Raw genomic sequence first — 16,520 nt, 5'->3', positions numbered from 1 at the left:
GCCGTGACGCCGAACCGATCGCCATCGTCGGCTTGGGCTGTCGCTATCCAGGCGATGTGGATTCCCGCGCGGCGCTCTGGGAGCTGGTCGCGACGAAACGCGACGTCGTCGACGATTTCCCGGGAGACCGTGGCTGGCGTCCGGATCTGCACGACCCGAACGGTGGTGCGGGTCGGTCGTTCACTCGATCGGGCGGATTCCTTTACAACGCAGGTGATTTCGATGCCGGTTTCTTCGGGATCGGGCCGCGCGAGGCCGAGGCGATGGACCCGCAACAGCGAATCGTGCTCGAGGTGGCCTGGGCGGCGCTCGAGGACGCGGGGATCGACCCGGTGTCGTTGCGGGGCAGCGACACCGGGGTGTTCACCGGCGTCATGCATCATGACTACGCCGGTGTCGGTGGCGCCGGTTCGCTCGTATCGGGCCGCCTCGCCTATGTTCTCGGCCTCGAGGGACCGGCGGTATCGGTGGACACGGCGTGCTCGTCGTCATTGGTCGCGATCCATCAGGCGTGTGTGGCGCTGCGTCAGGGTGAGTGCGCTGTCGCGCTGGCCGGGGGTGTGACGGTCATGGCGACGCCGTGGCTCTTCATCGAATTCACCAGGCAGCGAGCGCTTTCCGCGGATGGTCGGTGTAGGTCGTTTGCGGAGTCGGCTGATGGGGTGGGGTGGGGTGAGGGGGCGGGGATGCTTGTGTTGGAGCGTCTTTCGGATGCCCTTGCCAAGGGGCATCGGATTCTCGGTGTGGTTCGTGGTAGCGCGGTGAATCAGGATGGTGCGTCGAATGGTTTGACGGCGCCGAATGGTCCGTCGCAGGAGCGGGTGATTCGCGCGGCGTTGGCGAATGCGGGGCTGACGGCCGCTGATGTGGACATGGTTGAGGGGCACGGGACCGGTACGGCGTTGGGTGATCCGATCGAGGCCAAGGCGTTGTTGGCGACTTATGGGCAGGGTCGAAGCGAGCCGGTGTGGTTGGGGTCGATCAAGTCGAATATGGGGCACACTCAGGCGGCCGCAGGGGTCGCGGGTGTGATCAAGGTGGTGGAGGCGATGCGGCGTGGGGTGATGCCTGCGACGTTGCATGTGGATGCGCCGTCGTCGCATGTGGATTGGGATTCCGGTGCCGTGGCATTGCTGACGGAGGCTCGGTCGTGGGTGTCGGTGGGGCGGCCGCGGCGGGCTGCGGTGTCGTCGTTCGGTATCAGTGGGACGAATGCGCATGTGATTGTGGAGGAAGCTCCGGTCGAGTCGTCGCCGCAGGCGGGAACTCGGCAGACGACACAGGCGGCGACCGAATCGTCGCAGCTGGAACCGGGGACGGAGTCGCCGCTGCTGCAAGCGGGGCCGCCGCCGCAAGTGGATACTGGATCGCCGCTGCGGGCTTGGGCCGGGTCGGCGATGGTGCCGTGGGTGATCTCTGGGCGTTCGGCCGAGGCTGTTGTGGCGCAAGCACACCGACTATCCGCGCTGGGGGAGGGGCCGTCGTCGGAGGCAGTATCGGTGTTGGATGTGGGGTTCTCGTTGGCGACGACGCGGGCGCATTTGCCGTGGCGGGCTGCGGTGTTGGATCGATCGGAGCTGGGTGCTGTTGTGCCGCGCCGGGTGGTCGGCGGGAAGACGGTGTTCGTGTTCTCGGGGCAGGGTGCGCAGTACGCGGGGATGGGGCGTGAACTCTTCGAGGCATTCCCGGTGTTCGCGGAATCAATTCGTCAGGTGTGCGATCCGGCTTGGTTATTCGATCCCGACACCGACCTGGATCGTACCGACAACACGCAGTTGGGTGTGTTCGCCATCGAGGTTGCGCTGACGAGGCTGCTCGAATCGTGGGGTGTGACACCGGATTTGGTGATCGGGCATTCGGTCGGTGAGATCACCGCCGCGCATGTGGCCGGGGTGTTGTCGCTCGAGGATGCGGTGCGTTTGGTGACTGCTCGTGGCCGGTTGATGGCGGGGCTCCCTGCGGGTGGGGCGATGCTGGCAGTCGAGATCGATGCGGTCGAGAAGTTCGACAAACTCGACCCGGTCGGCGAGATCGTCGAGAGTGGCGTGCTCGGTGACCTGCCGGATGGGGTTTCGGTCGCGGCGATCAATGCGCCAGGGTCGGTCGTGGTGTCAGGTCCGGAGGCGGGCATCGCCGAACTCGAGGCACGCTGGAAGGGGCGCCGCACCCGCCGGCTGACGGTCAGCCACGCATTCCATTCGGTGTTGATGGAACCGATGCTCGACGAATTCCGCCGAGTAGTAGCGGCCTTGACATTTCAGCGGCCGCGGATCCCGGTCGCGTCGAATGTGACCGGCCAGCTCGAGTCGGATCTGATTGCGGATCCGGCATATTGGGTGCGCCAAGTGCGTGAGCCGGTCCGCTTCGCCGACGGCATCAGCACACTTCGGCAGGCGGGCGGTACCCGATTCCTCGAAATCGGACCGGATGCCGTACTCGCCGGGCTGATCGATGCCGAGGCGGTGGTGGCGACGCAACGTCGCCGGCGCGATCAGGTCGAAACCCTCGTCCACGCCGTCGCCGAAGCGCATTGCGCCGGTGTCGATGTCGATTGGGCTGCGTTCTATTCCGGGACGGATGCGCGGCGAGTGGATTTGCCGACGTATGCGTTTCAGCGGCAACGCTATTGGCTGTCACCGGCGGCGCCTGTGGCTGATGCCGTCGGGTTCGGGCAGGAATGTGTCGATCATCCATTGCTGTCGACGGTGGTGTCGTTGGTCGGGTCCGGTGGGTGTGTGGTGACCGGTCGGTTGTCGGTGGCGTCGCAGCCTTGGTTGGCTGATCATGTCGTGTTCGGTTCGGTACTGCTGCCCGGTACGGGTCTGGTCGAGTTGGTGTCGGCGGCGGGCGGTTTGGTGGATTGTCCCCGCATCGAGGAGTTGGTGCTCGAATCGCCGCTGGTCTTCGCTGCCGGGGTGGTGGTGGCCATCCAGCTCGAGATCGCCGCACCGGACGATCGCGGTCACCGCGCGGTGGTCGTCTATTCCAGGCCCGAAACCGACCGTGAACCGTCATCCTGGAACCGTCACGCCACCGGTTCGGTTGGACCTGCCGGTGCCGTGCGCCTTCCGTTGCCGCAAACCCAGTGGGCTCCGGCCGATGCGGAGCCGGTGCCGGTGGCGGATCTCTACGCCGCACTGGCCGACCTCGGGTATGAGTACGGCCCCGCTTTTCAGAGCGTCCAAGCCGCGTGGCAGCGCGGCGACGAGATCTACGTCGAGGTCGAGGCGCCATCGGCGCAGCTCGAAACAGCTGGCTGGGTTCATCCGGCGCTGCTCGATGCCGCATTCCACGTGGCGACAGCCGCCGCGGGCGATCTCCTCGAACCGGGAAAAGTGCTGCTGCCGTTCGCCTTCCAGGGCGTATCGGTTGCCCGGACCGGCGGGTCACGACTGCGGGTGCGGCTGCGGCGCGACGGTGATCGCCTGGCGGCGACAGTGACCGACAGTCTCGGGCAGCCGCTGGCGACGATCGAATCGGTGCGTGTGGCCGCGGTATCGCGAAAACAGTTGGCGGCATTCGGGAATCAAGACGCGCTGTTCGCTGTGCAGTGGCATCCGGTGCCCGCCGCGGCCACGCTGTCGGGACCGGTGTGGGGTATCGGCGATCCGTCCCAGGATCTCGGAGTGGCGGTGCGGTGGTTCGCCGACGTCGCGAGCGTGGCCGCCGCGGTGCCGGATACATCTCGTCCGCTCGCCGTCCTACTGCCGTGCCGCAAGGGCGTCGGCGCGGTCGCGGCACGGGACATTGCGGTGGCGACGGTGCAGGTGTTGCAGGAATGGGTGCAGCACGCCGGGCTGGCGTCGATCCCGTTGGTGCTCGTCACCGAGGGCGCGGTCGCGACCGGTGCCGCCGACACGCTGCCGGGTATGAGTCAGGCCGCGGTGTGGGGCTTAGTGCGAAGCGCGCAGCTCGAGTATCCGGGTCGGTTCGTCATTGTCGACGTCGACGGTTCCGGAGCCGAAAACGTCTGGCCGATCGCGATGTCGGGCATGGAATCGCAACTGGCGGTACGGAACGGACGAGTCCTGTCGCCACGCCTGATGCCCGCCGATGTCGAGCCTGATTCGAGCGTGCAGTGGGACACCGAGGGAACAGTGTTGATCACCGGCGGTGGCGGCGCACTCGGCATCGCGGTGGCACGTCACCTGGTGCTCCAGCACGGCATGCGGCACCTGGTGCTGGCGAGCAGGCGCGGCAGTGCGACCGACAGCGCCGGACAGGTGACGGCCGAACTGGCCGAATATGGAGCACACGTCCGATGGGAGGCGTGCGACGTGACGGACCGGTCGTCGATCGCACAGACCATCGCGGATATCGATGCGGCACATCCATTGACCGCTGTCGTGCACGCGGCAGGCGTCCTCGACGATGGCGTGCTCGCGACGCTGACGCCGGACCGAATCGAGCAGGTGCTGGCACCGAAGGTCGAGGGCGCCTGGCATCTGCACGAATTGACGCGTGATCTCGAGCTGACCGGGTTTGTGCTGTTCTCGTCGGTGGCGGGCACGATCGGGGCGCCGGGACAGGCGAATTACGCCGCGGCGAACGCGTTTTTGGATGCGCTCGCCGAATACCGACGGGCGCGCGGTCTCCCGGGATGTTCGCTCGCTTGGGGACTGTGGGACCTGACCGAGGGGATGGCGGGCACCCTCGACAAGATCGGTCGGCAACGGCTGCGCCGCGGCGGGCTGGCCGCGATGACGCCATCGGAGGCACTGTCGCTCTGGGATGCGACGATGACGGGCGGCCGCGCGGCGATCGTGGCGGCACGATTCGATCGGCCCGGCATGCAAGCCCAGGCAGCAGCGCTGGGGGCGGTACCGCCGATATTGCGCGGGCTCGTTCGTGTGCCCGCACCACCGAGTCTCGACGGTGCCCCGAGCGCGCAGGCCGCGGCACGGTTCGCCGAACGGCTCTCCGTGCTGTCCGGCGATGAGCGCCGGCGACTGCTGTCGGATCTGGTGTGCACGCATGTGGCGGCGGTGCTCGGCCATTCGGGGCGCGACGCGATCGACCCCGAATTGTCTTTCCAGGACCTCGGATTCGACTCACTGGCCGCCGTCGAGTTGCGCAACCGACTCGCCCATGCATCCGGCCTCGAGCTGCCCGCGACCGCCGCGTTCGATTACCCGACCCCGACGACCCTCGCGGCGCACCTCGCAGCGGAGCTGTCGACCGACCACACCCAACCTTCCTTCGAGCAAGCGCTCGAAGCCCTTGCCACCCAGTTCGACACCATGCCGATAACCACCGAAGACCGGCGGCGGTCCGCGAAACGCCTGCGCCGGTTGCTCGCCGACCTCGAGGACGGAGGATCCGAACCGACCGGTGATCGTGACGACGACATCCGAAGCGCGACCGAGGACGAGCTTTTCGAACTGCTCGACGGTGAACTCGGCTAGCGCCGCCCCGAAAAGGAAGCCATGGACAACGACAAGTACCTCGACTACCTGAGGCGCTCCGGGCTGGAGTTGCGCACTCTGCGGCGTCGGCTCCAAGAGGTCGAGCAGCAGAGCCGCGAGCCGGTGGCGATCGTCGGTGTGGGCTGCCGTTTTCCAGGCGGCGTCGAGTCGCGTGAAGCCTTGTGGGAGCTGGTGGCCGAAGGTCGCGACGTTATCGGCGAGTTCCCGCTCGATCGAGGCTGGGATGTCGACGGACTGTTCGACCCGGATCCCGAGGTGCGGGGCAAGTCCTACACACGCGCCGGTGGATTCCTCTACGACGCCGGTGATTTCGATGCCGGATTCTTCGGGATCGGGCCGCGTGAGGCGCTGGCGATGGATCCGCAACAACGATTGCTGCTGGAGGTCGCCTGGGCGGCACTCGAGGACGCCCGCATCGATCCGATGTCGTTGCGGGGCAGCGATACCGGGGTATTCGCCGGGGTTATGTACCACGACTACGTATTCGCCGCCGCGACCAGCGACCGCAGCGCGGAGCTGGAGGGTTACCTGAGCGCGGGCGGCGGCGGCAGCGTGGTGTCCGGGCGTATCGCCTACTCCCTCGGCTTGGTCGGACCGGCGATCTCGGTGGACACGGCATGTTCGTCGTCACTGGTGACCCTGCATCAGGCATGCACAGCCCTGCGCATGGGGGAATGCGGACTGGCATTGGCCGGTGGCGTGACCGTGCTGGCGACACCCGCGATGTTCCTGGAGTTTTCGCGTCAGCGTGGTCTGGCGCCGGACGGCCGGTGTAAGTCGTTCGCGGAAGCGGCCGATGGCGTGTCCTGGGGTGAAGGCGTCGGCATGTTGGTCCTGGAGCGGTTGTCGGATGCTCGGGCCAACGGTCATCGGATTCTCGGTGTGGTCCGTGGGAGTGCGGTGAATCAGGATGGTGCGTCGAATGGTTTGACGGCGCCGAATGGTCCGTCGCAGGAGCGGGTGATTCGGGCGGCGCTGGAGAACGCAGGGCTGACGGCTGGCGATGTGGATGTCGTCGAGGGGCATGGCACTGGCACGACGCTGGGTGATCCGATCGAGGCGCGGGCTTTGTTGGCGACTTATGGGCAGGGTCGAAGCGAGCCGGTGTGGTTGGGGTCGATCAAGTCGAATATGGGTCATACGCAGGCGGCCGCAGGTGTGGCGGGTGTGATCAAGATGATCGAGGCGATGCGGCACGAGACGATGCCTGCGACGTTGCATGTGGATGCGCCGAGCTCGCGGGTGGATTGGGATTCCGGTGGTGTGCGGTTGTTGACCGAGGCCCGGTCGTGGGTGTCGGTGGGGCGGCCGAGGCGAGCTGCGGTGTCGTCGTTCGGTATCAGTGGGACGAATGCGCATGTGATTGTTGAGGAGGCCCCTGCGGAGTGGGCGTCGCCGGAACCTGGGGACGGAGCAGCGTCGAGGGAAGCTGCGGACGGGCCGGTGTCGCGGGAAGTTGGGGCCGGGGCGGTGTCGCGGGAAGTTGGAGGAGGGGCGACGTCGCGGGAGGCAGGTGTCGCGGTGGTGCCGTGGTTGATTTCCGGGCGTTCTGCTGAAGCTGTTGTGGCACAGGCGGGTCGACTGTCGATGTTGGGTGTGGGGTCGGCGTCAGGGGAGGTGTCGGGGGCGGATGTCGGGTTTTCGTTGGCGACGACGCGGGCGCATTTGCCGTGGCGGGCGGCGGTGCTGGATCGATCCGAACTGGGTGCTGTTGTGCCGCGCCGGGTGGTCGGGGGGAAGACGGTGTTCGTGTTCCCGGGGCAGGGTGCGCAGTACGTGGGGATGGGGCGTGAACTGTTCGAGGCGTTCCCGGTGTTCGCTGAGACGCTGCGTGAGATTTGTGATCCGGCATGGCTTTTCGCGTCCGACACTGACCTGGATCGCACGGACAACACACAGTTGGGTGTGTTCGCGATCGAGGTTGCGCTGACGAGGTTGCTCGAATCCTGGGGTGTGGTGCCGGATTTGGTGATCGGGCATTCGGTCGGTGAGATCACTGCCGCGCATGTGGCGGGTGTGTTGTCACTGGAAGACGCGGTGCGTTTGGTGACTGCTCGTGGCCGGTTGATGGCGGCGTTACCGGCGGGTGGAGCGATGTTGGCAGTCGAGACCGATGCGGTCGAAAAGATCGTCGAGATCGTCGAGAGCGGCATCGTCGGTGACTTGCCGGACGGGGTTTCGGTCGCGGCGATCAACGCACCAGGGTCGGTCGTGGTATCAGGTCCGGAGGCGGGCATCGCCGAACTCGAGGCTCGCTGGGCAGACCGCCGCACCCGCAGACTGACGGTCAGTCATGCGTTCCACTCGGCCTTGATGGAACCGATGCTCGATGAATTCGCCGCGGTGTGTGCCCTGGTCGCCTGGCATTCACCGAAGATCCCGATCGCCTCGAATGTGACCGGCCAGCTCGAGTCGGACCTGATGGCGGATCCGGGATATTGGGTGCGCCACGTGCGCGAACCGGTCCGGTTCGCCGACGGTATCGCCGCGCTCCGGCAGGCCGGTGGCAGCCGGTTCCTCGAGGTAGGGCCGGATGCGGTTTTCTCAGCCGCTGTCGACGGACTGGCCGCCCAGCGGCGTGGCCGCGCGCAGGTAGCGACACTTGTGCGTTTTGTGGCGGATGCGCACTGCCACGGCGTCGATGTCGACTGGACGCAGTTCTATGCCGGAACCGGTGCCAGGCAGGTCGACTTGCCGACGTATGCGTTTCAGCGCCAACGCTACTGGCTGTCACCGTCGTCAACCATCGGCGACGTCGGGGGGCTCGGGCTGGAACGTGTCGATCACCCGCTGTTGTCGGCAGCGGTGTCGCTGGCCGGGTCCGGCGAACGTGTGGTGACCGGTCGGTTGTCGGTGGCGTCGCAGCCTTGGTTGGCTGATCATGTCGTGTTCGGTTCGGTACTGCTGCCCGGTACCGGTCTGGTCGAACTGGTGTCGGCGGCGGGCGGACTGGTGGATTGTCCCCGCATCGAGGAGTTGGTGCTCGAATCGCCGCTGGTCTTCGACGCCGGGGTGGCGGTAGCGGTCCAGCTCGAGATCACCGCACCGGACGAGCGCGGCCACTGTGCGGTCGTGGTCCATTCGAGGCCCGATATCGACGGTCAACCGACCTCTTGGACCCGGCATGCGGTCGGCTCCGTCGCGCCGGCCGAGCCCGTGGGAATGCCACTGCCGGAAGCACAGTGGCCTCCGGCTGATGCGAAACCGGTGCCGATCGCGAATCTCTACGCCGAGCTGGCCGACCTCGGATACGAATACGGTCCCGCCTTCCAGGGCGTCCGAGCCGCATGGCACCGGGACGACGAGATCATGCTCGACGTCGCGCTGCCGTCAGGGGTCGATGCGTCGGGGTATGCCATCCATCCCGCGCTGTTCGACGCGGCATTCCATGTCGTGATCGCAAGCGCCGGTGATCGGATTCAGCCGGGAAAGGTGTTGCTGCCGTTCGCATTCCGCAATGTCCAAGCCCACCGTGCCGGTCTGTCGGCGGTTCGCGTGTCTCTGCGCGTCGGCGCGGAAGGCATGCGTGATCTGACCGCCACCGACGAGCACGGCCGCCTCGTGTGGACGATGGGCGCGCTCGACTCTCGCCCGGCGGACGCCGGTGCGCTGCGCTCCGCCGGTGCCGCCGACATTCTGTTGACGCCCACCTGGGAGCCGATATCGCTTCCGGCGGAAACCGATCGGCCGACACCGGTGGTCGCGCTCCTCGGTGACGTCGTTGTCGACGGCACCGTCGAGGTGCAGGGCAAGTACGCCGATCTCGCCGAGCTTGTGGCCGCGGTCGACGGCGGCGCGGTATGGCCCCCAGTGGTGGTGTGCGCCGCGCCGCGCGGTGGTACCGGCGCTGATCCCGATGCGGTGCGCGCGGGCGTCGCGTCGATGCTGCGACTGCTACAGACCTGGCTGACCGAACCCCGCACGGCGAGTGCGCGATTGGTGGTGACAACCCGCGTCGCGGCAGTCGTCGACGCCGCGGAACCGGCCGATCTCGTCGGCGCGGCGGTATCGGGTCTGCTGCGCAGCGCGCAGGCCGAGCATCCGGGCAGGTTCCTGAGCGTCGACCTGTCCGGCTCCGATCGTGTCGATTGGCCCGCGCTGCTCGCGACCGTCGAGCCACGGCTCGCGGTGCGCGGCGATGCGGTTTATGCCCAGCGCCTGACCAAGACCGCGACCCGTGACGTTCCGGCATCGTTCGGCGAAGGCGCGGTCCTGATCACCGGCGGTACCGGCGGGTTGGGTGCGGTCCTGGCCCGGCATCTCGTCGCCGAGCACGGCGTCCGGAGCTTGGTGCTGGTATCGCGTCGGGGACCGGCTGCCGACGGGGTTGCCGACTTGCGGACCGAACTCGAAAACCGCGGTGCCACTGTCGATATCGTCGCGGCCGACGTTGCCGACCGAGCGGCTGTCCAGGCGTTGATCGGATCGATACCTCGGCTGACGGCGGTCGTGCATGCCGCGGGTGTGCTGGCCGACGCGACGATCGAATCGCTCACCGCCGATCAGCTCGACCGGGTCATGCGGCCCAAAGTGGATGCGGCGCTGCACCTGCACGAGGCGACCAGGGAATACGGGTTGTCGGCCTTCATCCTGTTCTCGTCCGCGGCACCGCTGCTCGGCGGCGCGGGGCAGGGTAATTACGCGGCGGCGAACGCGGTGCTCGACGAGCTGGCGCACACCCGCCGCGGACAAGGGCTGCCGGGCATTTCGCTCGCTTGGGGGCTGTGGGACCGAACCGCGGGCATGGCCGGTGCGGCCGACGCGGCGACATTCACGCGAGTCGCCAGGGTGATCCGGGATCGGCTCGGACTGCACGCCATGACCGTTCCCGAGGGGCTGGCATTGTTCGACGCCGCGATCGCGACCGGCGAACCGGTGGTCGCGCCGGTGAAGCTCGATTTTCCCGGGCTGCGCGCGAGCGCGCGTGCGGGTCGGTTGCATTCCATGCTGCACCGGCTGATCAATGTGTCCTCGACTGCGGGCGATCCTGTGACAAAGTCTTCGCTCACAAAGGATTTGGTGCGGCTCACCGCCGAGCAGCGGCACGCGTATGTCCTCGACCTGGTGCGATCGCGGACCGCAACGGCTCTCGGCCATCCCGGTCCCGAGGCGATCGATCCCGAATTGTCGTTCCAGGACCTCGGGTTCGACTCGCTGGCAGGCATAGAACTCCGCAACAGCCTCGCCCATGCCACCGGGATCACATTGTCCGCCACGGTCGTCTTCGACTACCCGACGCCGGGTGCGATCGCAACCTATCTGCTGGATCAGCTGGTCGTGGAACCGAAGAGGGGCGATGCCACCGTGAGCGACGACGAGCTCCGGCGGGCGCTGCGGACGGTTCCGCTCGATCGGATTCGCAAGGCCGGGCTCGCCGACCTCATCGCCGAACTCGCCGCCGACACCGCGGCGTCGGCCGACACCGCCGATGACGAGCCCCAGGCCGATGCCGCCGCGATCGCCGATATGGACGCCGCTCAATTGATCGAACTCGCCTCCCGATACGGAAGCTGACCGTGATGAACGCACAGGATCCGCTTGTCGAAGCGCTCAGGAAGTCGATCACCGAAGCCGAACGGCTCCGCACCGAGAATCGGGAACTCGCCGCCGAGTTGACCGAACCGATCGCGATCATCGGTGTCGGGTGTCGCTATCCGGGTGGCATCGAATCGCGGGACGCCTTGTGGGAATTGGTGGCCGAAGGCCGCGACGTCGTCGGCGAGTTCCCGATCGATCGCGGCTGGGACGCGCAGTTGTTCGATCCGGACCCGGAAGCGCGCGGCAGGTCCTACACCCGCTTCGGCGCATTCCTCGACGAGCCCGGAAACTTCGACGCCGGATTCTTCGGCATCGGGCCCCGTGAGGCATTGGCGATGGACCCGCAGCAACGCGTGCTGCTCGAGGTGGCGTGGGCGGCGCTCGAGGACGCGCGAATCGACCCGATGTCGGTGCGGGGCAGCGATACCGGCGTCTTCGCGGGCGTCATGTACCACGACTACGGGTTCGCCGCCGCGACCAGCGACCACCGCGACGAGTTGGAGGGTTACCTGAGTTCGGGCGGGATGGCGAGCGTCGTCTCGGGGCGGGTCGCGTATTCGCTGGGGTTGGTGGGCCCGGCGATATCGGTGGACACCGCATGCTCCTCCTCACTGGTCGCGATCCATCAGGCATGTCAGTCGTTGCGGGCACGCGACTGCGGCATGGCTCTCGCGGGCGGCGTGACCGTATTGGCGACACCGGCTGTGTTCGTGGAGTTTTCGCGTCAGCGTGGTTTGTCGCCGGATGGTCGGTGCAGGTCGTTTGCTGCGGCGGCGGATGGTGTTGGGTGGGGTGAGGGTGCGGGTGTTGTTGTGTTGCAGCGTCTTTCGGATGCTCAGCGGGAAGGTCGCCGGATTCTCGGTGTGGTTCGTGGGAGTGCGGTGAATCAGGATGGTGCGTCGAATGGTTTGACGGCGCCGAATGGTCCGTCGCAGGAGCGGGTTATTCGGGCGGCGTTGGCGAATGCTGGGCTGACGGCCGCTGATGTGGATGTGGTGGAGGGGCATGGGACCGGAACGACACTGGGTGATCCGATCGAGGCCCAGGCTTTGTTGGCGACTTACGGTCAGGGTCGAAGCGAGCCGGTGTGGTTGGGGTCGATCAAGTCGAATATGGGGCACACTCAGGCGGCCGCAGGGGTCGCAGGTGTCATCAAGATGGTGGAGGCGATGCGGCACGAATTGATGCCGCGCAGTCTTCACGTGAATGCGCCATCGCCGCATGTGGATTGGGATTCCGGTGCCGTGGGATTGTTGACGGAGGCTCGGTCGTGGGTGTCGGTGGGGCGGCCGAGGCGGGCTGCGGTGTCGTCGTTCGGTATCAGTGGGACGAATGCGCATGTGATTGTGGAGGAGGCCCCTGCGGAGTGGGCGTCACCGGAACCTGGGGACGGGACGGCGTCGCGGGCGGGGAGTCGGCGGGTATCGCAGGCAGGGGCCGAGTCGCCGGAGCTGGATCCGGGGACCGAGTCGCTGTTGCTGGAGGCGGGGACCGCGTGGGGGCCGCCGCAAGCGGCTACCGGATCGTCGCTGCGGGCTGGTGTGGTTGTGCCGTGGCTGATTTCCGGGCGTTCCGCTGAAGCTGTTGTGGCACAGGCGGATCGACTATCGGTGTTGGGCGAGATCTCGGCGTTGGATGTCGGGTTTTCGTTGGCGACGACGCGGGCGCATTTGCCGTGGCGGGCGGCGGTGCTGGGGCGATCCGAACTGGGCGCTGTGAAACCGCGACGGATAGTCGGCGGTAAGACAGTTTTCGCATTCCCTGGGCAAGGCGCGCAGTACGCGGATATGGGCCGTGAACTGTTCGAGGCATTCCCGGTGTTCGCGGATGCGGTGCGTGAGGTCTGTGATCCGGCGTGGCTTTTCGCGTCCGACACTGATGTGGATCGCACTGACAACACACAGTTGGGCATCTTCGCCATCGAGGTCGCACTGGCGCGACTGCTCGAATCGTGGGGTGTGGTACCGGATGTGGTGATCGGGCATTCGATTGGTGAGATCACTGCCGCGCATGTGGCGGGTGTGTTGTCGCTCGAGGATGCGGTGCGTTTGGTGGGTGCTCGTGGGCGTTTGATGGCGGGGCTCCCGGCGGGGGGAGCGATGCTGGCAGTCGAGATCGATGCGGTCGAGAAATACGACGAAATCCACGCGATTGGCACCTCATGCGAGGTCGGCGACTTGCCGGACGGGGTTTCGGTCGCGGCGATCAACGGACCAGGGTCGGTCGTGGTATCAGGTCCGGAGGCGGGCATCGCTGAACTCGAAAAGCGTTGGGCGGATCGGCGCACCCGTCGTCTGACGGTGAGTCACGCATTCCATTCGGTGTTGATGGAACCGATGCTCGACGAATTCCGCCGAGTAGTAGCGGCCTTGGCATTTCAGCGGCCGCGAATCCCGGTCGCGTCGAATGTGACCGGCCATTTCGAGTCGGACCTGTTGGCGGATCCGGGGTATTGGGTGCGGCAGGTGCGTGAGCCGGTGCGGTTCGCCGACGGTATCGCCGCGTCTCGGGCGGCTGGTGGGTCGCGGTTCCTCGAGGTCGGTCCGGATGCGGTGCTGGCCGGGTTGATCGATGCCGAGGCGGTGGTCGCGATTCAGCGTCGTGGGCGCGATCAGGTCGAAACTCTTGTCCGTGCGGTGGCCGAAGCGCATTGCGCCGGTGTCGATGTCGACTGGTCGCGTTTCTATGCCGGAACCGGCGCCCGCGCGGTGGACCTACCAACGTATCCGTTTCAACGGCAACGCTATTGGCTCTCACCCGCCGCCACCATCGCGGACGCACGCAGCTTCGGCCTCGACCGGATCCCTCATCCGATCCTCCGGGCCACGGTCGAGATGCCCAGCGGCGAAACTGTTTTCACCGGGCACCTATCCGCTGCCGAGCAACCGTGGCTGCGTGATCACGCGGTATTCGGGTCGGTACTGCTGCCCGGTGCCGGTCTGGTCGAACTGGTGTCGGCGGCGGCGCGGTCGGCGGTCGGCGGTCGGATACAGGAAATCGTGCTCGAAGAGCCGTTGCTGGTCGAGCAGGGCGTGGCGGTGCGGGTGGTTGTCGGTCCCGAATCGGGGCAACGGTCGGTCGCGGTGTACTCGCGCCCGGACGATGGCGAGCTCGCGGGATGGGTGCGACACGCGACGGGCGTGCTGACGACCGCACCCGCCCCGAGGCCGGGGGAGCCGGATGTGTGGCCGCCGGTCGGCGCCGAACCTACGGATGTGACCGGTGGATACGAGCGGCTGGCCGTGCTCGGCTACGGATACGGTCCGGCTTTCCGTGGCGTGCAACGAGTTTGGCGCACCGGTGCGGACGAGCTGTGCGCGGAGGTAGAGGTCCCGCCCGGTGCGGGTGTCGAGCTGTCCGGGTTCGGAGTGCATCCGGCGTTGCTCGATGCGGCACTGCACGCGTGGGCGGTCGCCGAAGCGGCGAAGGCGTCGGACATGTCCGACGCCGACCTGGTCTGGCTGCCCTTCGCGTTCGAAGGCGTATCGGTGTGGGGCGAAGCCACGTCGTCCCGACTCCGGGTGCTGCTGCGGCGAGTGGACGATCGGCTGGCGGTGGCTGTCGCCGACGATGCGGGCAGGCCGATCCTCACAATCGACGCCGTCACGGTCGTCGGAGTGACCCGGCAGCAGCTCGCGTCCACTGTCGGCGGCCGCGAGTCGATATACGGCGTCGACTGGGTACCCGTGGTCGGTGGCGTCGGGGTGTCCGGCACGGTATGGGGAATCGGCGGTCCGGTCGAGCTCGGCGTCGGCGTGCGGTGGTTCGACGATGTGCAGGCGGTGGTGACCGCGTTGGCCGAGGGCGCTCGGGCACCGTCGGGGGTGGTGGTTTCGTGCGCTGAGCTGGCCGAGGCCGGAACGATTGCCGATCGGGCACGTGCGCTGGCGGCGACCGTGCTGCTCCTGCTTCAAGATTGGGTCGCGGCTGGGCCGAAGGTGCCGTTGGTGGTCGTGACCCAGGGGGCGATCGCCACGGGTGCCGATGAGACGGTGCCGGGTATCGCCGAGGCCCCGGTGTGGGGCATGGTGCGCAGCGCGCAGCTCGAGTTTCCCGGCCGGTTCGTGCTGGTGGACGTCGACGGCAACAACGACATCGGCCGAGGGTGGCCGGTCGCGGTCGCAGGTGCGGAGTCGCAGCTCGCGGTCCGGGACGGACGCGTGCTGGCGCCACGGCTGATACCCATCGAGCCGAGCGAGAAAGCAGCTGCCTGGGATCGCATGGGCTCGGTACTGATCACCGGCGGTGGCGGCGCACTCGGTGCGGCGGTAGCGCGCTACCTGGTTGTGGATCGCGGCATGCGTTGCGTAGTAATGGTCGGGCGCCGTGGTGCCGCCGTCGACGGCGCGGCCGAATTGACCGCAGAATTGACCGCGGCGGGTGCGCGCGTGGAGTGGGTGGCATGCGATGTGACGGACCGGCCTTCGGTCGCGAGCGCGCTCGCTGCCGTGCCCGCGCAGCATCCGCTGACGGCGGTCGTACACGCGGCGGGTGTGCTCGACGACGGCGTCCTCACCTCGCTGACACCGGAACGCCTGGACGCGGTGCTGGCACCCAAGGCGGCAGGCGCTTGGCATCTGCACGAGCTGACCCAGGACATGAGCCTGGCCGGGTTCGTGATGTTCTCGTCGGTCGCGGGCCTCATCGGCGCGCCAGGACAGGCGAATTACGCGGCGGGCAACGTATTCCTGGACGCGCTCGCCGATCATCGGCGGGCGCAGGGACTGCCCGCGACATCGGTGGCGTGGGGACTCTGGGATCTGGCCGGTGGGATGGCCGGCGCCCTGGAGACAAGCGACCGTGCGCGGCTGCGCCGGGGCGGGCTGGTCGCGATGACGTCGGCGCAGGCGCTCGCCCGATGGGACGCGGCACTGGCCGCGGACCGCGCGGCCGTCGCGGTCGCTCGACTCGACCGGCCTGGCATGCAGGCGCAGGCAGCGGCAATGGGTTTCGTACCGCCGATCCTGCGAGCGCTGGTGCGCGCGCCCGCATCGGGTGCGGTGGACGGCGCGGCGGCAGCCGAAGCGGCGAGCGCATTGGCGGCGCGGTTGGCGGGCCTGTCCGACGAGGAGCGGTTGCGGGTCCTCTCGGAACTGGTGCGCACACACGTCGCCGCGGTGCTCGGCCATCCCGGCCCCGAGGCGGTCGATCCGGACCTCAGCTTCCAGGAGCTCGGCTTCGATTCCCTTGCCGCCGTGGAACTTCGCAACCGCTTGGCCCAGGCGACCGGTATCACCCTCCCGGCGACCGTCGCCTTCGACCATCCGACACCGATCTCGGTGGCGCGGCATTTCCGAATGTCGCTGCCGATTTCGGAAACCGCGAAGTTCGATTTCGCGGCGCGGATCGACGAAATCGAAAGCGCGCTCACCGAATTCGCCAGCGACAGCCGCGAGCATATCGAGGCGATCCGGCGAATACGACAGTTGACCGCGCGATTCGACAGCGCGCGAGCGGCGACCGTGCCGTCCAGCGACGACGAATTGTTCGCATTCATCGATAGCGATCTCGGACTCGGCGACGAAGGGCGGGACGCCATGGGCTGAAATCGGCTGA

Annotated in this window: 1 protein-coding gene and 2 pseudogenes; all 3 read left to right on the top strand. The window is 67.4% G+C overall.

Features of this window, described 5'->3' with window-relative positions; translation table 11 throughout:
* Positions 1–11 precede the first annotated feature (11 nt).
* Positions 12–5,405: pseudogene (locus ACQP1T_RS21475) on the top strand (type I polyketide synthase); the annotation flags it as partial.
* A gap of 30 nt (positions 5,406–5,435) precedes the next feature.
* Positions 5,436–10,940 (top strand): annotated as a pseudogene (locus ACQP1T_RS21470) (type I polyketide synthase); the annotation flags it as partial.
* A gap of 5 nt (positions 10,941–10,945) precedes the next feature.
* Positions 10,946–16,510: a type I polyketide synthase gene (locus tag ACQP1T_RS21465; protein WP_433754835.1), complete on the top strand. Its 5,565-nt coding sequence runs from the start codon at positions 10,946–10,948 to the stop codon at positions 16,508–16,510.
* Positions 16,511–16,520 lie beyond the last annotated feature (10 nt).

The sequence above is a fragment of the Nocardia sp. CA-135398 genome, from assembly GCF_050955845.1.
Taxonomy (GTDB): Bacteria; Actinomycetota; Actinomycetes; order Mycobacteriales; family Mycobacteriaceae; genus Nocardia.
The sequence above is the reverse complement of the archived record's forward strand: the minus strand, read 5'-3'. Positions and strand labels throughout refer to the sequence as shown.

What these genes read in the sequence shown, in the direction of transcription:
- ACQP1T_RS21465 (WP_433754835.1), top strand. Translation starts at nt 10,946, where the DNA reads ATGAACGCACAGGATCCGCTTGTCGAAGCGCTCAGGAAGTCGATCACC.